Annotated in this window: 22 protein-coding genes, 3 pseudogenes and 1 riboswitch; of the genes and pseudogenes, 4 read left to right on the top strand and 21 right to left on the bottom strand. The window is 40.6% G+C overall.

Translation table 11 applies throughout. The features are described from left to right. Positions 1–47: 47 nt before the first annotated feature. From BR30_RS33070 to BR30_RS0110370, 10 genes and pseudogenes are all read right to left on the bottom strand, one after another. Positions 48–488, bottom strand: a complete 441-nt coding sequence (locus tag BR30_RS33070; protein WP_035445332.1) for an RrF2 family transcriptional regulator — start codon at positions 486–488, stop codon at positions 48–50. A 157-nt stretch (positions 489–645) separates the two neighbouring features. Next, a complete protein-coding gene (locus BR30_RS0110410; RefSeq protein WP_026564977.1) occupies positions 646–780 on the bottom strand; it encodes a BA3454 family stress response protein in 135 nt (44 codons plus the stop codon). Positions 781–886: 106 nt separating this feature from the next. Beyond that, on the bottom strand, positions 887–1,282 hold the full coding sequence (gene spxA, locus BR30_RS0110405; RefSeq protein ID WP_026564976.1) for a transcriptional regulator SpxA: 396 nt from the start codon (positions 1,280–1,282) through the stop codon (positions 887–889). A gap of 452 nt (positions 1,283–1,734) precedes the next feature. Then, a pseudogene (locus tag BR30_RS33065) lies at positions 1,735–2,069 on the bottom strand (putative zinc-binding protein). 428 nt (positions 2,070–2,497) lie between these two features. Further along, positions 2,498–3,106, bottom strand: a complete 609-nt coding sequence (locus tag BR30_RS33060) for a lysoplasmalogenase (RefSeq protein ID WP_331280781.1) — start codon at positions 3,104–3,106, stop codon at positions 2,498–2,500. 181 nt (positions 3,107–3,287) lie between these two features. Then, positions 3,288–4,055, bottom strand: coding sequence for a TatD family hydrolase (locus tag BR30_RS0110390; RefSeq protein WP_035445331.1), 768 nt, complete (start codon positions 4,053–4,055; stop codon positions 3,288–3,290). Then, entirely contained in the window at positions 4,052–4,792 is a 741-nt protein-coding gene (locus BR30_RS0110385) for an ABC transporter ATP-binding protein (RefSeq protein WP_026564974.1), read from the bottom strand. Before BR30_RS0110385 ends, BR30_RS0110390 begins: the two co-directional genes overlap by 4 nt. Then, positions 4,789–5,556, bottom strand: coding sequence for an ABC transporter permease (locus tag BR30_RS0110380; RefSeq protein ID WP_026564973.1), 768 nt, complete (start codon positions 5,554–5,556; stop codon positions 4,789–4,791). Before BR30_RS0110380 ends, BR30_RS0110385 begins: the two co-directional genes overlap by 4 nt. After that, a complete protein-coding gene (locus BR30_RS0110375) occupies positions 5,556–5,846 on the bottom strand; it encodes a thiamine-binding protein (RefSeq protein WP_026564972.1) in 291 nt (96 codons plus the stop codon). The genes BR30_RS0110380 and BR30_RS0110375 overlap by 1 nt, the downstream gene beginning before the upstream one ends. A gap of 13 nt (positions 5,847–5,859) precedes the next feature. Then, positions 5,860–6,855, bottom strand: a complete 996-nt coding sequence (locus BR30_RS0110370; RefSeq protein ID WP_026564971.1) for an ABC transporter substrate-binding protein — start codon at positions 6,853–6,855, stop codon at positions 5,860–5,862. Positions 6,856–7,001: 146 nt separating this feature from the next. Further along, a riboswitch (TPP riboswitch) is annotated at positions 7,002–7,111 on the bottom strand. A 202-nt stretch (positions 7,112–7,313) separates the two neighbouring features. On the opposite strand from BR30_RS0110370, the pseudogene BR30_RS35795 reads away from it, so the two are divergent. The 3 genes and pseudogenes from BR30_RS35795 to BR30_RS0110360 form a co-directional block, all read left to right on the top strand. Continuing rightward, a pseudogene (locus BR30_RS35795) lies at positions 7,314–7,472 on the top strand (helix-turn-helix domain-containing protein); the annotation flags it as partial. A gap of 54 nt (positions 7,473–7,526) precedes the next feature. Beyond that, a pseudogene (locus BR30_RS33055) lies at positions 7,527–7,799 on the top strand (MerR family transcriptional regulator); the annotation flags it as partial. Positions 7,800–7,840: 41 nt separating this feature from the next. Next, complete coding sequence (locus BR30_RS0110360) at positions 7,841–8,311, top strand: SRPBCC family protein (RefSeq protein WP_026564970.1); 471 nt, start codon at positions 7,841–7,843, stop codon at positions 8,309–8,311. A 351-nt stretch (positions 8,312–8,662) separates the two neighbouring features. Here the strand turns inward: BR30_RS0110360 and BR30_RS0110355 are convergent, their stop codons facing one another. Further along, positions 8,663–8,911 (bottom strand): GlsB/YeaQ/YmgE family stress response membrane protein, encoded by a 249-nt coding sequence (locus tag BR30_RS0110355; protein WP_026564969.1) that lies wholly within the window; start codon positions 8,909–8,911, stop codon positions 8,663–8,665. A 649-nt stretch (positions 8,912–9,560) separates the two neighbouring features. Here BR30_RS0110355 and BR30_RS0110345 point away from each other — a divergent pair. Continuing rightward, complete coding sequence (locus BR30_RS0110345) at positions 9,561–10,517, top strand: C40 family peptidase (protein ID WP_026564968.1); 957 nt, start codon at positions 9,561–9,563, stop codon at positions 10,515–10,517. 543 nt (positions 10,518–11,060) lie between these two features. Here the strand turns inward: BR30_RS0110345 and eat are convergent. The 10 genes from eat to BR30_RS0110295 form a co-directional block, all read right to left on the bottom strand. Then, complete coding sequence (gene eat, locus BR30_RS0110340) at positions 11,061–12,464, bottom strand: ethanolamine permease (protein WP_026564967.1); 1,404 nt, start codon at positions 12,462–12,464, stop codon at positions 11,061–11,063. Between the two features lie 138 nt (positions 12,465–12,602). Beyond that, positions 12,603–13,547: a malate dehydrogenase gene (gene mdh, locus BR30_RS0110335; RefSeq protein WP_026564966.1), complete on the bottom strand. Its 945-nt coding sequence runs from the start codon at positions 13,545–13,547 to the stop codon at positions 12,603–12,605. Positions 13,548–13,572: 25 nt separating this feature from the next. Further along, on the bottom strand, positions 13,573–13,926 hold the full coding sequence (locus BR30_RS33050) for a BMC domain-containing protein (protein ID WP_035445365.1): 354 nt from the start codon (positions 13,924–13,926) through the stop codon (positions 13,573–13,575). A gap of 3 nt (positions 13,927–13,929) precedes the next feature. Then, positions 13,930–14,205, bottom strand: coding sequence for a EutN/CcmL family microcompartment protein (locus BR30_RS0110325; RefSeq protein WP_026564965.1), 276 nt, complete (start codon positions 14,203–14,205; stop codon positions 13,930–13,932). Positions 14,206–14,222: 17 nt separating this feature from the next. Next, a complete protein-coding gene (locus BR30_RS0110320) occupies positions 14,223–15,077 on the bottom strand; it encodes a phosphate propanoyltransferase (RefSeq protein ID WP_026564964.1) in 855 nt (284 codons plus the stop codon). A gap of 19 nt (positions 15,078–15,096) precedes the next feature. Continuing rightward, complete coding sequence (locus BR30_RS0110315) at positions 15,097–15,390, bottom strand: BMC domain-containing protein (protein WP_026564963.1); 294 nt, start codon at positions 15,388–15,390, stop codon at positions 15,097–15,099. A 15-nt stretch (positions 15,391–15,405) separates the two neighbouring features. Continuing rightward, positions 15,406–16,929 (bottom strand): aldehyde dehydrogenase family protein, encoded by a 1,524-nt coding sequence (locus BR30_RS0110310; RefSeq protein ID WP_051633553.1) that lies wholly within the window; start codon positions 16,927–16,929, stop codon positions 15,406–15,408. Between the two features lie 79 nt (positions 16,930–17,008). Continuing rightward, positions 17,009–17,659: an ethanolamine utilization microcompartment protein EutL gene (gene eutL / locus BR30_RS0110305; protein ID WP_026564961.1), complete on the bottom strand. Its 651-nt coding sequence runs from the start codon at positions 17,657–17,659 to the stop codon at positions 17,009–17,011. A 15-nt stretch (positions 17,660–17,674) separates the two neighbouring features. Continuing rightward, entirely contained in the window at positions 17,675–18,646 is a 972-nt protein-coding gene (gene eutC, locus BR30_RS0110300; protein WP_026564960.1) for an ethanolamine ammonia-lyase subunit EutC, read from the bottom strand. A gap of 12 nt (positions 18,647–18,658) precedes the next feature. After that, positions 18,659–20,023, bottom strand: a complete 1,365-nt coding sequence (locus tag BR30_RS0110295) for an ethanolamine ammonia-lyase subunit EutB (protein ID WP_026564959.1) — start codon at positions 20,021–20,023, stop codon at positions 18,659–18,661. Positions 20,024–20,030: the final 7 nt, after the last annotated feature.

Here is a 20,030-nt window from a genome sequence, read left to right as displayed (position 1 = left end):
GATATACCAGTTTAGATTAATCTGTAATTTTTTTTATTACATTTCACCTAAAGAGATCTGCAGTTATATACCGGTCGCTCCCGCTTATGAACAAGATTTACAACCTCTCTGATTGTATAATTCTTTAAATATTCTCCCATATGTTCTTCCGCACCGAAGAAAATGCCGCATAGGACTCTTTGCATATTCGCCCCTACAATACATTTTTCATTTGATTCAGGACACTTGGGCTGCAGAGCACCTTCTGAGGTTATCTTATATATATCCCAAAGATTCACTTCACTTAGATCTAGCACAAAAATAAATCCTCCGCCAGTTCCCTCTTTGGATTTAATAAATCCATGTTTTTTTAACAAACTTAGCACTTTTCGAATGCGTACCGGATGGACGCCAGCACTTTCTGAAATGGCTTCGCTAGTTGACATGCGGTCGGGCTGTAGCGCAAGAAAAGATAAACTATGAATGGCGAGGGTAAAATCACTTTTCATGACTTGCCTCCTAAGCAATAATACTTCTCATATATTTTTACTATTACATGTATTGTCTGCAACTTTTTATAAATAAATCATGTACTGTAATAGTAAATATTACAGATTATCTAGTCAAGTATACAGCTTTTTTAGGACGCTAGATAAGCAAGCTTTTTTATATATCCCATTGTTTTTTGACTTGTTCTTCTGCTATTCGTTTAATTTTTTCCCATGCCATATCTTTTTTCACAATGACATTGGTATGGTAATTTCTATCTTTATAATTTACTGTCACAAATACTTCAATCATCCGTTATTCCTCCTTTTAAAATAAACATTAAAGGTAATCATTCTTTTCCGTTCCATGGTGTAGTTTTAACTGTAAAGACTTAGCATTTTGTCCCTTATTATTGATTTTAATTGGCCTCTTTTTGCAATTCATTGTACAAATATGTTCTGATTCCACGGGGAAGAAAACTACGAATTTCGTCCTCGTTATATCCTACTTGTAATCTTTTTTCATCCAGGATAATGGGCCGGCGCACCATTTTGGGATGCTCCATTATTAATTTGTACAATTCATTAAGCGGAAGAGATTCAATATTTATGTTTAATTCTTTGAACGACTTTGAATTCGTTGAAATAATTTCGCTAGTCCCCTCTTCTGTCAAGCGAAGAATTGATTTAATCTCATCCACTGTAAGAGGGTTAGTTAAGATGTTTCTTTCCATAAAATCAATTTGATGTTCCTCAAGCCAAGCTTTAGCTTTTCGGCATGAACCACAGCTTGGTGTCGTATACAGAGTCACCATATTTATACACTCTCCTAACAAATATGTTGGCAAACATAATTTAATGTAATAAAAAAATTTACAGTTATCATACTGTAAATTTACTCGTTACAGTTCATTTTGTCAATTGTGAAATTTTGGTTTAAATATCATATGTAGATAAGAGACATTTTGTCAAACCCATGTTTAAAAAACTAGTTAACCTAATACGAACCTCACCGGTTAGTACAAGAAAAGAACTGCCGCAGCAACCCTTTTTTACACTAAGTATCCATTCGTTTAAGTTCATCTTTTCACAAGATTGATTTCGAAACAGAAAAAAGGAGCACAGTAATAAAATGGCCAGCTAATAAAAAGTCCTACTAAAGAATATTTGTTTTTTTATTTAACTAACCATTTCATAAGGGCAATGCCTAAATAGCGATGCAGTTCTCTCTTGACCCAATCATGTTGTTCAGAAATAAAATCAATGATTATGAATGAGTATTAATGAGTTCCAAAATACGTTTGTATGCACTTATATAAAGGTTAGGGTCTGGATCCTTACCATTTATCTTAGGTACATCAAAGTCAGAAAGTACAAAATGATATTTGGGCTGAACCTCATGTCTAGCTAAAGAACTTTTGCAACAGGATAAGAGACAACCATCAATTGCAATGATATCTCTTCCTGATTTTGCTGTTCTGACAAGTGGTTGGACATCACCCCCAACACCAGCGATACAGGACATTTTAGCTAATTTTTCTCGATCCATCTTAATAGCATCGTTTGTGCAGCTGATGAACATCCAGAGCATGAATATACAATAGGTAAGTCTTTTTTTTCACCGTTCTATCCCCCTATACGTCTTTTGACTAACTAAAATATGTTTTTTTATGAAACAACCTAAGTTGAATAACTAAAATTCATTTTAATTTATTTGTTCCTTTAATTCCGTGAATAATATCACTTTTCTATTAATTCAAAAAATAGGAAAGGAGAAGAATTTCCCTTCTTCCTTAACCCATTCTTTATTCCATTAACCAGCTTCATTACTTGATTAAGAAAATTGGCTTACTTTAGTTAAAGTAAAGCATTCTATAGTTTAAGTCAGATGGGTGGATGTTGTCTTCCAGAGCTGCGACAAGTGCCGTAATTGCTACAGAAAACATAAAAGGCGAGACAATAAATCTCGCCTATTTTTTACCCGAAGAATAGCTACCAAAACTAGGAAAGAAGCGCAAGCTGTGTGCAATTTAAAATTGCGCTAAATAATAGGTTGTCATAATCAGGATATCGGAATGGGGAATCTCTGAAACAAACATATTCCATGACAGAATGGAGTCTGAGAGGACAAATAAAATACTTCCGATTATTGCCCATCTATTATGGGACAAAAATCCAGTCCAACTCATCAGGGATATAATCACAATATACATAAGTACGGGAACTACTAAGGTATCCATCTGATTCTGAAGCAATGCAGCGATTACGTGATATCCCATCACAAATCCATATAATCCAATAGGTAGAATCATAAGAAGTGTAAGCCTTGTAAATCGCCAATAACGGGAAAACCCTGCTATATAAAACAGATGACCAATTAGGAAGGCTGCTAAGCCGATAACGAACCATCTAATTAGCCCATCACCTAGCATACAGATAAATAATCCACACCATATAATCCAATGAGGGCGTGATTTTTTATCAGGTATTTGTTTATAAGCATAGAAAAGAATTAGCCACATTGGGATTAATTTAAATAGTATTTTGATTGCTTCTGGTTTGCTGGGAATGGCAAATATGTATATAAGGCTCATAAGTAAAATGAAAATGGGTAATCGATAAGTTTTCAATCTATTCACCTCTTTGTAACAGTTTTAGATCTCCTTGTTTTATAGCCAGCAGCTTCACCTTTATAGGATTTTATTAATCTACTATTTTCTTTATAACTAAAACACATTTCTATGTATCACAGGATGAACCAATTGGTTTCCTGTTCATTATTTCCAAATAAAGAAAGCTACCAATGTTTGATCGGCAGCTTCAAGTTGTTATTTGGTAAAACCCTTTTGTGTTTTGATGTAAGATATCTGAAACGTCCTCAGCGGAAAGCTTCTTGAGCAGTGCAATTTTACTTATGGATTCCTCCATCATATTCGGATGGGTCATTTTTCCTGCAAATGGACCTTCAAATGGCCAAGGACCATCGGTTTCAACCATCATGAGCTCGAGAGGATAGACGCTGACAAGCTGCTGGATTTCTTGTTCATACACCACATCAGGGGTAATAGAAATATGGTAGCCGTTTCGTATCATTCGGTCTATTGTTTTCTGATTCCCTTTAAACCAATGAAAATGCGCTTTGGAAACAGAATATTTTTCGAGAAGGTCACAAACGAGAGGCGCATCATCGTAAACAGCATGAAGAACAATCGGTTTGTCCCATATTTTCGCCTTCCTGATAAACACTTCCAATACTTCAAGATAAGAAGCAATCGAAATCCCCTGCTCTTGCCTTAAGTAGTATGGCAGCCCCACCTCTCCTACCGCAATCATTTCATCACGGTGGTCGTCCATCCAATTGAGCAGCCCGTTCAGCTCGTTTTCAGAAGGCAATGATTGTTCTGGATGGTAGCCAAATGCAGGATTTACCTTTTTATATTTTTGTGAAAGCAAAAGGTTTCTTTTACTGGAATCCAAATGAAAGGATACAGAAATTAAGGCTTCGATATGGGCAGAATCCAATACAATCCGTTTGATTTCCTCATCCTGATAGCGATCCAAATGGATATGAGCGTCGATCATGATCATTTGACTTCACCTACTAATTGGTAATATATATCCCTTTTGCATTGAATAAAGCGTTCATCTAACAGTATACTTTCGTGCCGTGGCCTTTCAAATGGGACCTCTATGGTTGAAACGACCTTTGCCTTTTTAGCAGACAGCATCATCACACGATCGGATAGATACAGTGCTTCCTCAATATTGTGAGTAATAAAAAGAATAGTCCTTCGATGTGATTCCCACATGTCCACTAACCATTTCTGCATTTCAAACCGGGTTAGCTCATCTAAAGCGGAAAAAGGCTCATCAAGACAGATCACCTCTTGCGGGCTCAATAAGGCACGGATAAAAGCAGCGCGCTGCTTCATTCCTCCAGACAGCATGTCAGGATAGGCGTTTTCATAATCAGAGAGTCCTGCAATCGCCAACATCTCGCGTGCTGCCTTTACGTCTTTTTTTCCCTGAAGCTCTTGGCCAAGAAGGACATTTTCAAGTATCGTCCTCCACGGGAAAAGAGAAGAAGTTTGAGGCATATAACTAATAAAACCACGCTTGCCATTAATGGACTGGCCGTCTAATAGGATCTCTCCTTCATCTGGTGAAAGAATTCCTCCTATTAAATTGAAAATGGTGCTTTTCCCACTTCCTGAAGGGCCAATAATAGAAACAAATTCATCTTTATTAATGGAAAAATCAAGGTCTTTCAGTACTTCATTTTGCCGGAAACGTTTCGAAACGTTTTGAAAACAAAGATAGCTCATTTTTTCTCATCCCCTTTCGGCTGCCAGCGAACCACTCTTCGTTCCATAAAAACGATGAAAAAGAAAAAGAAGAGGCTTAAGAACATGATGGTAAAAATAGCTACGAACACCCGGTCCGTTCGAAAAGATGACGATGCGAATGTCATAAAGACACCAATCCCCTGCTTAGCACCAAGCCATTCAGAAATAACGGCACCCATTACACTATACGTGGCAGAAACCTTAAAGCCTGAAAAAATCGAGGGCATTGATGACGGCAGCTCCAATTTCCAAAAAAGCTGTGTTTTGGATGCACCTGCCATCCTCATATAATGCTTCAACTCTGAAGGGGTTTGGCTAAATCCATCCAAGGCGGCCACTGTAATGGGAAAGAAACAAACAAGGGTGATGACAATCATTTTAGGCAATAAGCCAAACCCAAACCAAATCACCAACAGTGGAGCCAGAACGATAATGGGAACATTTTGTGATAAAATCAACAATGGATAAAAAGAATCCCTTAAAACAGGTACCAGATGGAATAAAATGGCGACTGCCAGTCCAATGAATGCTCCAACTACAAATCCAAACAGTGAAATTTTAACCGTTGAAAACACATCAGGATAAAAATCACGCCAACCGGCAATGGCCTCTGTGAAAATCTTTGATGGCGGCGGAAGAAGCCATTCCGGCACTTCTGCTATTTTAACGACAATCTCCCAAATGACAAACAAAAGGAGGAGAACCAAAATCGGTCTCCACCCTTTTACAAGATTCTTCCTCATCATCGATATTTTCCGGTTAAGTCATCCATGGCAATGCCTGTTGGCTGATAAAGGATTTTCACTTGAGAAATGACATTTTTGCTTCCCATTTCAATCATTCGTTCATTCATTTTTGAAATCACCGTAAATAATTCGTGGAGTTCGCCTTCCATGGTTGTTTCTAACGGGTGTACCTCATATTTCACACCAGATTCAGCAATGACTTTAATGGCTTCATCAACGTATGGAATGACATCTTCTCCACCCTTTGTTTTCGGGATGATTTGAATGCTGATTAATGCATTCGCCATAATTTTCTACCCCCTATTGTTTTGGTAAAAATTCATTTGTAAATGCTTTTTTCGCATCTAATTTCTTATCAAGAAGCTTATTCTCATACATCCATTGGGCATAATTTTCCCAAATCTCTTGCTTTTGAATTCCCCATTCTTTTGCATCATCCTGATATTTCGGAGACAACCATTCTTGACTCTTCTTTACCAACTTTGGATCTAAATCCGGAGCTGCTTTAATCAGGATATCTGCAGCTTGGTCAGGGTTTTTAATGGAAAATTCATACCCCTTGGCAGCTGCATTTACGAATGCCTTAACCGTTTCTGGGTTCTCTTCAATCATTTTTTCGTTTGTTTCTATAACAGGTGTATAGTAGTCCAGTTTGTCAGAGTAATCTGTTAAGTAAACCATATTAATTTTTTCATTACGAAGCTCTGCTTCTACACCAGTCCACCCATAGTAAATCCAAGCGAAATCGATGTCTCGTTTCACAGCCGTAAAAAAGTCCGTATCCCCCATATTCACGATTTTCACCTTATTAGCATCGGCGTTTTCCTTTTTCATTAGAGAAGTGATGACAGATTTTTCGACTGGCGAGCCCCATCCACCGTATGTTTTTCCTTGAAAATCTTTCGGAGATTGAATCTGTTTGCCAACTGGTGAAGCGAATCCTGATGTATTGTGCTGAATTACTGCAGCAATCGATACGAGTGGCACCCCTTGTATACGTGCCTGGGTAATCGCTTCTTGGTAGCCAACACCAAACTGTGCCTTACCAGAAGCTACTAGTTGGTCAGCACCGGTCTCACCCGGCATGATAATATCCACATCCAAGCCTTCTTTTTTAAAGAATCCTTTTTCTTTTGCTACATATAATCCAGTATGATTGGTATTTGGCGTCCAATCCAGTACAATCGAGACCTTTTTAAGCGGCTGTTTTTTTCCTGTTGCGTTTTCTGTTTCTTTTTTGCTGCTGCATCCAGTCACTAGAAGGACTGATAGGACTAGTACGAGCCATTTCTTCATGTAGAATCCCCCATATGTAAAAATAATATTTAAAGTGAATCAAATGAAATAGGCTGAAACCTCAGTGTTGGTTAGAGGCCAAAACTTGCTTAAACAAAATAAAGCACCCAGGCAAAGAAACCTGAGTGCATATCAGCAAACAATTACTTGTTTAAGAATATGTTCCCTCCGCCGGTATCAACCAGATCAGGTTCCAAGGGTCATCGTCTCACGGACTAAATCTCAACCGGCATCACCGGTTCCCCCACATTACATCGTATTCCACTTCATATCATACTATTATATCAGTCAAGGCAGACAATGCAAACTTCTTTTATCTATTTATGCTTGTTAACTAATACTTCCTATCATGAAACATCCAGTTTATGAGGATTACTTGATATTTTCATAGTTACAAGGAAAATTCTTTTTTAAAACAAATTTTTTAAACAAAAAGTGGCAGATGACTAACAATATAAAAGAAATACCAGAATAATCATGCAGGCATGAATTATTCTGTAAAGCTATTTAAGGAAGGAAATATGACTGTAAATCAACTTTGTGAAATTACTAATGTATCTAGAGCATCATTATATCGAAAGCTGTCAGAGGATAATTGTGAACAATCATTCTTTTGAAAAGAAACAATATTAAAAAATTACGATTATTAGGCTTGACCATAACGTAAGGTGATGGTTTATTATGGAAGTACCGGTAAACGATGCGCGCGAAATGAGGGGTTGATTATTTCCAAGAAGCATATCTGGAAAGTTGGAGAACTTGCTAAGTTAACAGGATTATCGATTCGGACTTTGCGTTATTATGACCAAATTGGTTTGTTTTATCCATCAGACTATTCAAAAAGAGGATTCAGGCTATATAATGAGTCAGATCTTTCACGATTACAGCAAATTCCTGCCTTAAAGGAATTAGAATTAAAATTAGAGGAAGTCAAATCTGTTCTATGATTCAATAAAACATCATTCGATATTTTGGAGGTATGAGGATGACTGAAAACAGTTCAACAAACAATAGTACAACAAAAATCGGCGAGTATGAGTTGGTGCATACTCGCATCTTTGAAGTGCCACGTGAACTTGTTTTTGAAGCGTGGATAAATCCAGATTACTTGGCCAATTGGTGGGGGCCTAAAGGCTTCACCAATAGTTTCCATAAATTTGACATGCAGCCAGGAGGAACATGGGAATTCACTATGCACGGCCCCGATGGCACCGACTTTCCGAATAAGGTAATCTTTGTCGAGATCGTTAAACCTGAGCGGATCGTCTTAAAGCATGTTTCGGGTCCCAGATTCCAGATAACAGCCATATTCGAGGACATTGAAAGCAAGACCAGACTCACCTTCCGCCAGGCATTCGAAACGGCACGAGTTTTCGACAACGTCAAGACTTACGCCGAACCTGGCAATGAACAGAATTTGGATCGCCTTGAGGTTCAACTTGCGAAAATGCTTTGAAACACTTCAATTAACAAATCTTTAACATCGCTAAAAATGTACTAAGAGAACAAACCTGTAAGGGTAGATCACCGACTACCCATTCCTTTGTAACAATTAACCAAGCATGCAGGGATAGCTCGCACCCGATTAAACAAATGAGCTTATCTCATTCAAGCTGATCCATCAATTCTGATTACAACAGTTTAAAATAGTTGCTATAATGGGGTTTTTCCCTATGTGAGATTTGAACAATGGGGATAAGTGGCAGCATGATAGGCTTTACCCCCAACTTGCCACCAACTACCACCAATGTTTCAACACTGAGTAATATAACAATCAATTCCAAGCTACTTTCTTTTTACCAAAAATTCAATCAAAAAGCTTGGCAATGATGCCTGTAATAATGACAACAAAAATGGCACCAATCAAAGCAGGAACTAACGAAAAGCCCACTACCATAGGACCCCATGTCCCAATTAATTGTGGACCTATCCAAGCCCCAATGTAACCAGCTACTATAGCTCCTGCCCAGCTTCCTGGCATTTTAAAAGGTGCTAACTTACCCGCAACAGTACCAATTACCAATGCAATAATTACAGAAAGAATTAAAGCAACCATTACTTATCCAATATCTCCTTTTTACCAGCATATGCAAACCTTTTTTTCAGTGTTCAAAGCTAAAAAGAATCTGTATATACATAATGAAGACTGTAAGATCATCTTTAGTTACATTCCCCACGCCCTTCTCAATGAAAAAGTATAAGCCAGCACCTTTAATAAAAGGAAAGCTGGCTTTGGTGTGCTAGGAGGTATAGATTACTTTATAATAGCGTGTTTACAGTTTAGTTACACAAATAGAATAATTTAGTAAAATTCTATTTGTGGTTTTTCAACAAGCCCAGTAGATAACAGAGATTGTTTTTTCCAGTTTGTGATCCCCCACGGAGGTTTGCCTCATTAATTATTTAAATACCCTTATAATTTTTATGTGCTACGACTGTTTTGTTGTCTTCAAACTATGTCATTCCGTTTCTGTATATGCCTCCGTTGTTTTGTCTCTGCACTCCCAGCATAGAGTACGATTTCTCTCCATAACAGATAATTCCTCTCCGCATGAAATGCAAATATCCATTAGCAATCCCCCTTTTCGTGTTTTTCCTATCAGCAAATAGGACCTAACTAAATTCAAACTTGGACATTCAAACAAGCAATATCCCTTGTTTCTAAATATTATAGAAATTATCTAATCATTTTTGGGGGTGTTTGTGTGATTAATTCCGCAGCTACACCACGATATGGGGCAATTAATGTTCCATTATCAATTTTATGGGAAAAGACAGGGGCGCAGCAAAAAAATTTTAGTATAGCTGCAGCGAATGATCCCGCTATGTGGTCTGCTCAATTGAGTGATAATCAACGGTACTGGTTAGTAGGCAGAGCCAATACCATGGCTCTTTATGGGGAGCGGGTAGCTATATTAAATCAGAAAGGCGACTGGTTATTTGTTGCTGCTGTATCACAGTGTACGTATTTGAATAGCTATGGATACCCAGGCTGGGTTTTGGCGAGCCAGGTTACAATCAACTCTACGTATTTGAATGATCAAACTTATAATACTCAGGCAGTGATTATGAATCCAAAAGCAATCCTATATAGTGATAGTTCTCTTACCAATACCCAGCAGAATCGAGAGCTAAGTTACCAGGTGTCATTGCCAATCCTTTCGGAGACGACAGAAGCTTTTGAAGTACGTCTTCCCAATGGGTCCATAGGTTATCTATCACGATTGGAGTCCATAAAGATAACAGAACTCACCTATTCAGGAACCCTAATTGTAGCAGAAGCAAGGAAATTTATTGGTTTAAAATATTTGTGGGCGGGTACATCTTCCTATGGATTTGATTGTTCAGGATTTACCCTGCGTGTCTATCAATCGGTTGGTATTTCTATTCCACGTGATTCTAATGAACAAGCCCAAGAAGGAATTCCTATATCTAAAGAGGAGCTCCTTCCTGGAGATCTCCTGTTTTTTGCAACAGATAATGGGCAAGGAAAAATTCATCATGTAGGGATCTATTCAGGGACTAAAGATGAAACAGGAGAATTAATAATGATTCATTCACCACACACTGGCTTATCAATAACCGAGGAAGAAATAAGAGGAACCTATCTGAATGAATATTGGGGTGCAAGGAGATATGTTCAAAATTTGCTAAGCAAATAAATACCAGTCCGCCTTGCAAGTTATCTTTATATTTGATTTTACACTAGTAGATGTACCTTAACCCGATACTAGTTATTGAATGGAACATCAATATCACTCTTTGGACTATTCTTAAATCCCTTTATCCAAAAAGGGATTTTTTTTAGTAAGTATATCCACACCTTTACAAAATTTCGTTCAGTTCATTTCTGCTATTCTACTCTAGTAATTTTTCTTTAGTTTTGAATATTAAATAATTTATCAATAAGTTAAAGTCCTTTAGTGCAATATTATTAGCTATTGTTTTTAGATTCATTTTTAATAGTAACTTCTTATTTATCTAAAATAATGTAAAAATTCACCCTGCAAAAACAAATTATTTCTTTAATTAACCTGCACCGATAGTTCAATAAATGCTTCCCTTTTAAGTTGATCAAAATAGCTTCCTTCCCTTTCCCGTATACGTAGGAACCTACCTTAAATAGGCTAAGGCCTGTATCCAATCATTTCAACAAATACAAAAAAGATGCCCCACCCCAATGGAACATCTTTTTCTATTGAACGTTATCCTATTTTCTCATCTGTCCCTGTTTCTCCAGAAGTCACATCCTCAATTGAAACAAACTCCTCCGAAATTGGCCGAAGTTTCTTGGATCCTACTAAGAAATAGTAGACAATCGCCACACCAAAAATCGTCAGAATCACACCCGCCAAAGGCAGCTCCACTCCAAACAATGGAAGAGTTGTCGTTAACACGCTGTATTTTACCACGCAGAAGAAAGAGAAAACACCCAAAATTAATGCAATCGCCGGTACCAAAGGATAGCTCACCTTAAATGGTCTTTCCAAATTCGGCTCCTTTTTCCGCAGCACAAACAACGAAACCATACTTAAGCAGTACATCGTAATCGCACCAAAAACGGATAGGATAATCAACGCATTTGCAAAGTTTGCTGAGCCTGCTGCGATCACTCCAATCGCTCCAGGAACAATCAAGCCCCAATGCGGCACCCCTCGTTTCGAAAGATTAGACAAAAACTTAGGCAGGTATCCTGCACGAGCCAGGGCAAACGTTTGACGGGAATAACCAATAATAATACCGTGCAAGCTGGCAATTAAACCAAATAAACCGATAATGGCAACTGATTTTGGAATAAAGCTGTCTTCTCCATAAATACTTTCCAATGCTTGTGGAAGTGGATAATCCGCCGGTTTACCGGAACCGCCGCCAAGTCCTGCCGTTACGACTAAGGTTAAAATCGTTGCCACACCAAGCGTTAAAATACCGGAAATAAAGCCTTTTGGAATATCCTTCTTCGGGTCACGCACCTCTTCTGCTGCCATCGCTCCCCCCTCAATTGCAAGGAAGAACCAAATGGCAAATGGAATCGCTGCCAAAACACCGGACCAGCCATGACTAAAAGCCATATCATTAAATATATTGGATGATTGAACATGAGGTAAACCGGCCACATAATAAATCGAGAGACCGATCAGTGCCAATACCGTTGCCACTAACTCAATAATAGCGGCACCTTTTACGCCGATGAGGTTGACCAAAATAAATAAAATAAACATGCCGACCGTTGCATAAACGGCATTAATACTTGGGATTAAGAAATTGATATACGCTCCAACAGAAACCGCAATCGCTGGAGGGGCAAATACGAATTCTAGTAAACAGGCTAAACCGGTTATAAAGCCCATAAACGGTCCCAGTGCCTTTCGGGCATAGGCAGACGGTCCGCCGGCATGAGGGATGGAAGTTGAAAGCTCTGAATAACTAAAAATAAAGGTAGTATAAAAGACAATAATAATCAGTGCGGCAATTCCGAGGCCAATGGTGCCTCCTGATTCAAAACCATAGTTCCAGCCAAAATATTGGCCGGATATGACCATCCCTACAGCAATACCCCAGAGATGAATTGGTTTAAGCGCTTTTTGTAAATGGTTGTTTCCCTGCTCCATAAACCCTTCCCCTTTCAAAGTAAATCTCCTGGAAATATAAAAGTAAAACCATATCCCATAAATGACTATTTCCAAAACTAGGTGTTACTAGTTTAATATAGAATTGTAGAAGGATTCACAGGATATATTATCCAAATATTATTGTGTCTTCAAAATCGACATAACCTTCCGGACAGATTGTGCTGATCGATCAAGGGCTTTTTTTTCTTCAGGGGTTAACGCAATTTCAATGACCGTTTCAATCCCATCGCCGCCAAGGATCGTTGGAACCCCTAGATATAAATCCTGATAGCCATATTCCCCTTCCAAATAGGCAATACATGGCAAGATTCGTTTTTTGTCCTTTAATATGGCTTCAGCCATTTGGACCATTGATGCTGCCGGTGCGTAGTAGGCACTGCCTTGACCTAGCAAACTGACAATCTCGCCGCCGCCTTTACGTGTTCTTTCCACAATCGCTTCAATTCGGTGAGGCGGGAGAATTTTATCAAGCGGGATTCCGCCGGCATAAGAGAATCGAACCAATGGGACCATATCATCACCATGCCCGCCAAGGACAAAACCTGAAATATCCTCCACTGACACATTCAATTCCTGTGCAACAAAAGTGTTGAAACGCGCTGTATCTAAGACACCGGATTGACCGATAACTCTATTTTTAGGAAACCCTGTTGTTTTATAGCAAACATAGGTCATCGCATCAACAGGATTACTTAAAACGATAATATAGCTATTCGGCGCATATTTTTTAATATTTTCCGAGACTTGCTCGATAATTTTTGAATTAGTAGAAACCAAATCATCCCGGCTCATCCCTGGTTTCCGCGGCAGCCCTGCAGTGATTAACACCAAATCGGCATCCTCTATATCCGCATAATCTGAGGTACCCGCTATATTTGCATTAAAGCCTTGGACAGGGCTTGCTTCTAACATATCCAGTGCCTTCCCTTTGGTCGGATCATTTTGAGACGGGATATCAACCAGAATGACATCTCCTAATTCTTTTTGCGCAATCATCAGCGCCGCTGTTGCACCAGTAAATCCTGCACCAATCACGGCAATTTTTTTACGTTTGAAAACCATGTTTCTTCCTCCATTCTTTTAAAAATTATTCTGTGTGTGCTGGAGGTTCATCTTGTTTTGCTCTTTGACCCCTTTTTGCAGGTTTTGGTTTCTCCTCGCGCTTTTTCGGCGTCTGTGCCAACATTTGCCCTACTCCCTCATCCGGACGCGGGATCACATGCGCAGTCACCAGCACGCCGACACTTTGTGCTGCATATTTGCCAGCATCGACCGCTGCTTGGACAGCCCCGACATCTCCTTCTACTAAAATCGAAACGAGTCCGGCGTCCACTTTTTCTTTTTTCACTAAACGTACATCCGCTGCTTTCACCATTGCATCTGCGGCAACGATCGAGGCAATCAGCCCTCTTGTTTCAATCATTCCTAAGGCTTTTGACATCATTTACGCACCTCCTTCTACATCAATAGAATCGATAATTCCGATAATGACAGCATCAATCGGCATTCTATGGTCACCGATAATATTTGCCGCCGCACTTCCCCTTGTGACCATCACTTTATCTCCGACACCGGCACCAATCCGATCCACCGCAATAAAAGGTGAAAGGATAGGCGCCCCGGATGGAAGCTCCGGCTGGACAAATAAATATTTTAATCCAATTAGATTCTCTTCCTTCCTTGTCGCCCATACATTTCCTATCACCGTTCCAACTAACAAAAAATCATCCCCTTAAACTAATCCATAACCTGGATGCTTTTTTTCAACACTCTTGCTGCATCTCGTGCCAATGGGGTCACAATTGTGCCTTTCCGAACCGATATCATCTCGTACTGGGATGCCTGCACATCTCTTTTGGTTAAGAGATTTTTTTGATAATGAACTTCTTTTGGTTCGTTTGCTTCAGGTGATGCTTGATTGGTCACAGGCTGGGGTTTTCCTAAAGGCTCACCATCCTTAACAAGGAAACCAGCCTGACCGCTCGTAATGAACCCTGCATTGGCTTCATCGGTATCGATATGCATCTCAAGCTGATATCTCGGTGAAACCCTTATAAGTACTTTTTCAAACGAAACCGGGCGTTCCCCTTCTGTTCGGATTCGTACATACTCACCGTTTTCTACGCCAAAATAAGTGGCATCCTCTGGGTGCATATGAATATGAGCCTGGGCAATGATCAATCCTTCATTTTTATAAATACTTCCATTGGGCCCCGCCAGAGTAATCGGTGCAGAACCAGCAATATTGCCCGATTCCCTTAGCGGTGCGTTTAACCCAAGCTTTACTGCATCTGTTCTGCTGACTTCCACTTGTGTTAAAGAACGGGCCGGACCGAGGATTCGCACTTTTTCAATGCTTCCTCTTGGTCCGACAATGACCACCGTTTCATTCGCCGCAAATTGACCGGGCTGAGACAAGTCCGCTTTTTTCGTTAACTCATACCCTTTGCCAAAAAGAGTTTCTAAATCAGCTTGACTTAAGTGGCAATGGCGTGCAGAGACAGCCATTGGGATTTTATTGGGTCTGGAGTCCTTTTTTAACAATTGCTGAATCACTTCTTCAACAACTGTTCGAATAGATTGTTCATTCATCGAATTGGCTCCTTACTTCTTATACTTCCACTTCTAATTTTGGTAAAATGCTCTCCAATTCGTTGTGCGGACGTGGGATGACATGAACAGATAATAGTTCACCAACACGTTCTGCTGCTGCCGCACCTGCTTCCGTTGCCGCTTTAACCGCACCTACATCTCCGCGGACAAGAACCGTTACAAGCCCGCCACCAACATGTACTTTACCGATTAAATGTACGTTTGCTGCCTTTACCATTGCATCTGCTGCTTCCACGGATGCTACCAAACCTTTTGTTTCCACCATTCCTAATGCTGTTAATTCTCTTGCCATTGTAAATTCCTCCTATTAATTCATTTGATATTTTTTTAATACTTGATTTACCAATTCAGAAATGACCTGCGAATCTAGCTGGCCCGATCCATTCACATTGCTTAAAACCTGATTCACAATCTCGTCTACATGGTTGCTGGCACTCCACTGTAGTGCAGGACTTTTGCTGGATGGTTTTGGAAGGTTAACCTCTTTTGTTCCATAGGCCATTCTTTTGATATTGATTAAATGGCGGGCCGTTAGATTGTCTGAAGTTATATTACCGCCAAATGATCCACAGCCAAGTGTCAGCGATGGCATCAATTCCGTTGTGGCTCCAACCGCACCAATGGAAGAAAGAGTATTCACCATCAATCGTGATACTGGCATGAATAGAGCAAATTCACGGGCTACATTGTCATCATTGGTGTGAAGGGATAAGCTATGTCCCATCCCGCCTAAATTTAAGATTTTCACACACAGCTCTTTTGCATTTTCATAACTTTCAGCTGTATAAATCGGAAAGATCGGCGAAAGTTTTTCAATGGAAAAAGGAACGTCCTTCCCTATCCGCGTTTCTTCTGCAATTAAAATCGTTGTGTCGGCAGGAACGGAAATACCCGCCAATTCCGCAATCTTGACAGCACTTTGACCAACAATTGCCGGATTCAGATGACCTGGCAATGGTGAAATCACCTTTTCTAAAAGTGATTTCTCCTGCTCATTTAAGAAATAGGCGCCATTATTTTTAAGCTCCCTTACGGCCATTTCTTTGACATTCTGGTCAACCACAATGGCTTGTTCCGTTGCACAAATCGTGCCGTTATCAAACGTTTTGCTTTGAACAATCATTTTCACCGCTTTTTCGATATTGGCGGTTTTTTCGATATAGACGGGCACGTTTCCAGGACCGACACCATAGGCAGGCTTACCTGAACTGTAGGCAGCACGGACTAAATCTTTTCCGCCAGTTGCTAAAATCAAATTAATATCACGATGGTGCATTAATTCAGTGGTTGCTGCCATTGTTGGTTTTGAGATCCAGCCAATAATTCCGTCCGGCGCACCCGCATCAACGGCTGCCTCCAAACAAATCTTTAAAGCGGCGACTGAGCATTTCACTGCCCGTGGGTGCGGACTAAATACGATTCCATTTCTTGTTTTTAGTGCGATTAATGCTTTAAAAATCGCACTCGAAGTTGGATTTGTCGTTGGAATGATCCCGGCAATCACCCCAAAAGGTGAGGCGACTTCGACGATTTTCTTTGTACGGTCCTCGTTAATGATTCCAACTGTCTTCTCGTTTTTAATCGATTCATAGACAGCATGTGAACCGACGTCATTTTTCATTTTTTTATGTTCGACTACACCCATTCCGGTTTCTTCGACCGCCATCTGGGCTAATTCAAGTGATTTGGCAGCAGCCGCTTCGGCAGCCCGTTTCACAATTTTGTCGACTTGTTCTTGGGAAAACGCCAAGTACTTTTGCTGTGCTTCTTTCGCTTTCTGAACGGCATCCCGCATTTCCTGAATGGATTGTAAATCTAAATCGAATGGCAACAGGGACACTCCTTTCTCTCTTGTTTTTGTGTAAGAAATTACACGTATGCAGCATTATCCGCCATTATAAAGGAATCTATTACTGTCGTGGATTTCTCGCAATCTCGATAATCACAGCACGAAAAGCATCCGCTGCCGCCTGGCATGCCGATTGCGATCCGGTCAATAGCCCACCTCCAAAGTTTGTTTCCGAAGGCGGTCCAAAAAACTTAACCAGCTCTACATCCGCAGCCTTTAACGCAGCATCCATTCCCACCACCGCTTCAAGCGGCGGGGCAATCAAATAGGCTAGTGCTTCTCCTTGATTAATCCCTGCCTCAGCTGATAGATAAGAACCGGTTCTTGCCACGACATGGGCATACAATGCATGGCTTTTTTCCTCATTGATTGCCTCAAAATACGCTTCATTTTCTGCAGTTTGAATCACCGCATCAATCCCGCTTTTCACTTCATCTGGACTTGGCCCGGCCAACACGCCGATCATTTCACCAGACAATGGCCCTGATGCATGCGCAGAACCTGCGTAGAAGGACTTTGCATAGACAACATCAACATCTGCGCGTTTTGTTGCTTCATCAAGAGCTGTATAGCCGACATCGTCAATCGTTGAGGTAAAAATCGCTAAACTCCGTTGATGGGGTTTTAACTGAAACTGAGCTGCTAAGGCAGGGTCAACGTTTGGAATAATCCGAACAGCCAAGATATTTGCATGAATTCGTTCTAATGCCATTTATTAACCCTCCCCTTATTGCTCTTTTTGTACCAGCGCAACACCGCTAGCTTCATATTTTAATATTTTTTGCACGACCGTTCCGATATAGGCGCCGGCCTCCACTGGTGGAATGCCGCCCTTATGTATATTGGAGATGACCATCCGGTCGGCCTCAATGGTGCCGTCGCGTGGTTCGTAGCAGAGATACGCACTTAACGATTCCGCACTCACGAGACCCGGACGTTCACCAATCAAGTAAACAATCACTTTCGGTTTTAGGATCTCCCCAACATCATCCATTGCCGCCACCCGGCCTTTTTCGATAAAAAATGGTGTTCCGACATCGATCCCTAAGCTTTGAAGCGATTGATTAAGAGATAAATAGACATCCTCTATATTTTCCTCGACCGCCTTCGAACTTAAGCCGTCAGAAACAATAATTTGAACCGTCGGAGACTTTTTACATTTTTGATCAATTAATTGTTTTGCCTCATCAGAGAGCTTTCGGCCGAAGTCAGGACGGCGGACATAGACCTCTTTGTCGGAAACCTTCGTGTTAACTTTTAATAAGGATAAGCTTTCAAGTATTTTCGGATCGACATCACCATAAACGGCATCGACTGCTGCCGCATGGTCAAAGCGAAACTTCAGCCAAGTGTCCGTTTTGGGCCTTAATCCCGCACGGCCGACGCCAATTCTTGCCGGTGTTTTGCTAATTAAAAGATCCAGTTCTTCCTTATTTATAGGATTTTCAAGTCCTACAGGCGGCTTTGGTTCTAGAAGTATTTCTTTTTCAAGGGCTGAATTCGCGTAGCCCGAACTCTGATTGCACTCAGTTTCAACATGATTCGTCCGGTGGTTCCAAAATTTCACTTCCACTTTTGCCGATGGATCGTCGTTCGTCTTTTTCTGCACTTCTTCCACCGCCGCACCGCCAGCAGCGGTCTTCGTCTGCAATTTTTCAACCACCATTTTCGTGATTTGTTCCACTAATTCAGGATTCACTCCCTACACCTCCTATCGCGAAAAAATCGTCGGGTCGCCTGCATATTTACTTAATTTCCCGTTTTCAAAAATCCCCATTTTCTCCAGCCATGCTTCAAATAATGGTGCCGGCCGTTTATTCAGCGTCTGCCTTAATGTCGCAACATCGTGATAACTTAAGCTCTGGTAATTGAGCATACAATCATCACCCATTGGAGCAGCGATAATAAAATTCACCCCTGCTGCGGAAAGCAGCACGCCAAGATCTTCAATGTCATTCTGGTCTGCTTTAATATGGTTCGTATAGCAAATATCAACGCCCATTGGAAGGCCATGCATTTTTCCCATAAAATGATCTTCAAGACCGGCTCGAATCACTTGTTTGTTGTTGTACAAGTACTCTGGTCCGATAAAGCCGACTACCGTATTGACAATATACGGGTCATAGTAGCGGGCAAAGCCATAATTCCGGGATTCCATTGTCAATTGGTCGATATCATAATGAGCTTCGGCGGATAATTCCGAGCCTTGACCTGTCTCAAAATACAACCGTTGTGGCCCAGTTCCTGTACCGTATACTTTCGCCATTTCATTGGCTTCCTCCAAGAGGGAAGCGGTAATCCCGAAAGAACGATTCGCCGCTTCGGTTCCGGCAATACTCTGGAAAATCATATCTGCCGGCGCCCCCTGCTGGACCGCTTTCATTTGAGCTGTCACATGGGCAAGCACACAGTTTTGCGTTGGAATTTCCCATTTTTGAATAAAGTCATGTGTCGCATGCAATAACCGTTTTACACTTTCAACGGAGTCATCTACCGGGTTTATTCCAATTACTGCATCTCCAATCCCATACGCAAGCCCTTCTTTCATTGAGGCCATCATCCCGTCGACATTATCCGTCGGATGGTTTGGCTGCAGCCTAGAGGCTAACACTCCTTTTTGACCAATCGTAATATTGCATTTGGATAAAACTTCAATTTTATTGGCGGCATGGACTAAATCGAGGTTGGACATGATTTTTGCCACCGCTGCAATCATTTCACTATTCAGACCTCGGCTGAGGCGTTTCAAGTCTTCACCGGTAGTTGAATCGTTCAGGATATACTCGCGAAGCTCCGAAACAGACCAATTTTTAATCGATTGATAGATGGGGTCGTTGATTTGACCCTCGATAATCCTCGAAACCTCATCCTCTTCAGGGGATAGCATGGGATTTTCCCTAATATCTTGTAGTGTTAAATAGCTCAACACTTGTTTTGCTGCAATTCTTTCTTGAACAGTTTCAGCAGCAATCCCTGCTAAGCGGTCGCCGGATTTTTCTTCATTTGCTTTCGCAAATAAATCCTTTAGCGAGGAAAATTGATAGACGGTACCTAAATAGGTGGACTTTAATCTCATAAGAATG

Source organism: Bacillus sp. UNC41MFS5 (genome assembly GCF_000686805.1).
Note: the sequence above shows the minus strand (reverse complement) of the source record. Positions and strands in the feature narration are given on the sequence as shown.